The 3888-nt window shown below is 42.1% G+C and carries 5 protein-coding genes and 1 pseudogene; 2 read left to right on the top strand and 4 right to left on the bottom strand.

Annotation, left to right across the window (positions count from 1 at the left end; all coding sequences use genetic code 11):
• Positions 1-28: 28 nt before the first annotated feature.
• The 3 genes from CALSC_RS24655 to CALSC_RS24645 all read right to left on the bottom strand — a co-directional run bounded on the left by CALSC_RS24655 (position 29) and on the right by CALSC_RS24645 (position 1701).
• Complete coding sequence (locus CALSC_RS24655; RefSeq protein ID WP_088243850.1) at positions 29-304, bottom strand: (2Fe-2S) ferredoxin domain-containing protein; 276 nt, start codon at positions 302-304, stop codon at positions 29-31.
• A gap of 85 nt (positions 305-389) precedes the next feature.
• Entirely contained in the window at positions 390-539 is a 150-nt protein-coding gene (locus CALSC_RS26795) for a hypothetical protein (RefSeq protein ID WP_159460693.1), read from the bottom strand.
• A gap of 187 nt (positions 540-726) precedes the next feature.
• A complete protein-coding gene (locus CALSC_RS24645) occupies positions 727-1701 on the bottom strand; it encodes a cysteine synthase A (protein WP_088243848.1) in 975 nt (324 codons plus the stop codon).
• A 634-nt stretch (positions 1702-2335) separates the two neighbouring features.
• Here CALSC_RS24645 and CALSC_RS27155 point away from each other — a divergent pair.
• Both CALSC_RS27155 and CALSC_RS24640 read left to right on the top strand, forming a co-directional pair.
• On the top strand, positions 2336-2512 hold the full coding sequence (locus tag CALSC_RS27155) for a hypothetical protein (protein WP_200817744.1): 177 nt from the start codon (positions 2336-2338) through the stop codon (positions 2510-2512).
• A gap of 12 nt (positions 2513-2524) precedes the next feature.
• Entirely contained in the window at positions 2525-3412 is an 888-nt protein-coding gene (locus CALSC_RS24640) for an ROK family protein (RefSeq protein WP_088243847.1), read from the top strand.
• A 219-nt stretch (positions 3413-3631) separates the two neighbouring features.
• Here the strand turns inward: CALSC_RS24640 and CALSC_RS24635 are convergent.
• Positions 3632-3888, bottom strand: a pseudogene (locus tag CALSC_RS24635) (hypothetical protein); the annotation flags it as partial.

Here is a 3888-nt window from a genome sequence, read left to right as displayed (position 1 = left end):
ACCTACAACCAAACATCAAAATTATCCTTCACTCCTTCTCTCCTTCTAACGACTGTCCAATACTGAAATGTTTTCCGATTATCAACGGGACTTGACTGGAGAGGACACCACTATACCAAACAGCATCTGGTAATACCAGCACCATTGGACCATTACCACATTTTCCCAAACAACCAGAAGCTATGATTGTAATTCCGGAGATTGATAATTCTTTAAAAGTTGCTAATACTTTAGGCGCACCCTGTTGACGACAAGTGCGATTTTGGCAGATGCAGATTGATTGATGGTTTGATATAGTGGTCATCTGATGGAGAATGTTAAATTATTTGACAATAAATTCAGCTATTTTGCCGCATCACACAATTATTGCTTGTGCTTCCCAGTAATCATTACTTTTCACGGGAAGTCCGCTCAACACCTGTAAAGACAGGGGGTAGAGGATAGGGTGTAGGGTGTAGGGAAAAGAAGAAAGTCTTGCTACACCCCACACCCTCTGACTTTTCCACATACCGTGAAAAGCCAGCCCAGTAATCAACCATGAATCTTTGGATTATCTGCCTGGGAAACACAACGAAAAACACCAAGGGACTTCCAAATAAAAAAATAATCAATCGTTATGAATGCAGGGGAGCAGGGAGCAAGGGGATGGAAAGTCATTTTGGTGACAAAAATTGGGTAATTTATTTCTTGGAGTTTCCCAATAAAAAGCGAAAATACGTATATTAACTAACTAGATGATAGTCCCTTCGATGCTAACCATTCTTCGTTAAATAACCGTGACTGGTAACGAGAACCACTATCACACAAAATAGTCACAATGGTGTGTCCGGCACCCATTTGTTTGGCAAGGGCGACTGCTGCACCCACATTAATACCTGTAGAACCACCCATAAATAAACCTTCTTGTCTCAGTAATTGGTACACAATTCTTACTGCTTCTGTATCATCAATGCGGATAGCATCATCAATGGGTGCGCCTTCCATATTAGTTGTAATTCGGCTGTTGCCAATACCTTCAGTAATAGAATTACCTTCTATTGTGATTTCACCGGTTTTCACATAGCTGTATATTCCACTCCCCATAGGGTCAGCAACTACACATTTTACCCCTGGTTTTTTCCCTTTGAGGAACATAGATACCCCTGCATAGGTTCCCCCAGTACCAGTAGCAGCTACCCAAGCATCTACCGTACCATCAGTTTGCGCCCAAATTTCTGGCCCCGTGGTTTCGTAATGTGCGAGACGATTAGCAACATTGTCAAACTGATTTGCCCAAATAGCATTGTCCATTTCTTCAGCAATTCTGCCAGATAATTTCACATAGTTATTGGGATTTTTATAAGGGACTGCGGGAACTGGGCGAACTTCCGCCCCTAAAGCCCGCAGAGCATCCATTTTTTCCTGGGATTGAGTCTCAGGGATAATAATTAGGCATTTATAACCCTTGGCATTACAAATGTGTGCTAGTCCAATCCCCGTATTTCCGGCTGTTCCTTCCACCACTGTTCCACCGGGTTTAAGCAAGCCTTTTGCTTCTGCATCTTCAATAATATAAAGAGCTGCTCTGTCTTTAACAGAACCACCAGGATTAAGAAATTCAGCTTTAACCAGAATTTCGCAACCAGTTTCCTGACTCAAGCTATCTAATCGAATCAGTGGAGTATTACCCACTGTACCGACAAAACCATTTTTAATATCCATATTTCATTGACCTATGTTCTTTTTCCTTTAAAATTTTGTCCTATAGTGGGCAAGATAGTTAATTAATAGTTAATCGTGAACTGTTATCAGTTATCAAGTCTTGCCTCTAGGAACATCCCCCTGCTCCCCCTCTCTCTGCTCTCACAAGGGTAGGTTTTTAACATTTCAGTTGAGGCTAGACTTGGGAGATTAAAAGACAGGCAGACAAGGAAGATTGTTCAATAGAAAAATAGGGTTTTGAACCAGTTTGTATTATTGGGAACCGTACTCTTAGGGTTCGGTTTTCTTCTCTTGTCTTATCCCCCTTGGGGAATTAAAGGGGGTTGTCATCCAAGTCTTACCAACACCCAATTGTAAAAAGCCTACACCTGTGAGCTCTCCCTGCTCCCCTGCCTCTTCGTGAATGTTCTCTCCCCTTTTCTTCCGGAATTCCATACCCAATCGTTGTTACTACTTCTAGCCTAAAATTATTAGGCAAATATTACCGTACCAAAGGAGAGGAAAACTTTGATCCTGCAAATTGATTTTTGGGGTCAATCCAAAATCCAAAATTGTCTAATTGCCAAAAATGAATCAATAACGGATATATTGTATTAGTTTATTATTTTGTTGTATTTACTACAGAGATATTTACGTGAAAGACAACCTTTCTTTAATTGCCGCAGCTGCCGGTGGATTTATGCTTTCAGTCACTTTGGCTAGTATTTTACATGGTGCGCCTGTACCATCTTGGCAGGGTCAAGCTAATGTGCATTCATCTTCTAGTGCTTATGCCAATTCCACAGTAATTGATACCCAAGGACAGGATTGAGGAGAGAAGTAATTGGTAATTGGTATTGATTTGGGAGGAACTGGGATTAAGCTGGGGTGTTTTGCTGTTGATGGTACTTGTATCAAATCTTTAACTGTGCCCACACCCCAACCCGCCACACCTCGGGCTGTTTTAGCTGCTATGCTAGATGCGATCGCTCAATTGGATCCAGATAATCAAGCTCTAGCTATAGGTGTTGGTACTCCTGGCCCTGCGGATGCAGCTGGACGTATTGCGAAAATAGCTATTAATCTCCCAAAATGGCAGGATGTGCCCCTAGCCGACTGGTTAGAAGCTGCAACGGGAAAGCCGACGGTTGTGGCTAATGATGCCAATTGTGCGGGGTTAGGAGAAGCCTGGTTAGGTGCAGGTCGTCACTGGCAAAATTTTATACTCTTGACCTTGGGAACTGGAGTTGGTGGGGCAATTATTCAGGATGGGGAGTTATTTACTGGATTTGGGGGTGCGGCTGGTGAGTTGGGATTAATTGCCCTTTATCCTGATGGCCCAATGTGTAATAGTGGTAACAAAGGTTCCTTGGAACAATATGTATCTGCGAACGCGATTCGTAGGCGTACAGGGCAAGAAGCATTAGAATTAGGAACTTTGGCACAACAGGGAGATGCCACAGCCTTAAATTTCTGGCAAATATATGGGCGAGATTTAGGTATTGGTTTAACTAATTTAATCTACGTACTAACACCCCAAGCGATTATTATCGGTGGTGGTGTGAGTGCTAGTGCCGAGTTTTTCCTTCCTGCTACGCGAGCAGAAATCAACAAGCGAGTTATGGTCACATCTCGTTCAGATTTACAAATTATACCAGCAGAACTAGGAAATTCGGCAGGAATGTTGGGTGCGGCGAAGTTGGCTCTGACGAAGATGGGACTGAAGGAATAATATAGCAGTCGCCTTTCAGTTGATGGTTGTTAGTTGATAGTTGATGGTTGATGGTTGATAGCTGTTATATCATGTCCGCCTGATTACTTATGATATTGCCATCGATGCAAAAATCACCCAAACTCTTTCTCCTCCTGCTCCCTGCTCCCTGCTCCCTTGCACCCACATTCCGTAGGTAGAGGAGAACTTATCAGTATTTTCAAAATGCTTGTGTATAATTCAACGCTCCTGCTCAGAGAAAGAATACCCAGTGGATTGATGAATATAATTCAACACTTTTTCATGGGTATGTGGATTACTCACAGGGTTGACGATAATGGGAATAGTACTATCTGGTAGCCAAAAAGTTATTCTACCGTTGGCTTCCTGACAAAAAGAACTAATAGAAGTGAGATTAATTATATATTGCTTTCTCTCGTAGGGTATGTTTACCCAGTAATCATTTTCACATCCTAAGTTAGTCATTCTTTGGATAT

It is taken from the genome of Calothrix rhizosoleniae SC01 (assembly GCF_900185595.1).
GTDB classification, from domain to species: Bacteria; Cyanobacteriota; Cyanobacteriia; order Cyanobacteriales; family Nostocaceae; genus Calothrix_A; species Calothrix_A rhizosoleniae.
This window is presented reverse-complemented; position numbering and strand designations above follow the sequence as displayed.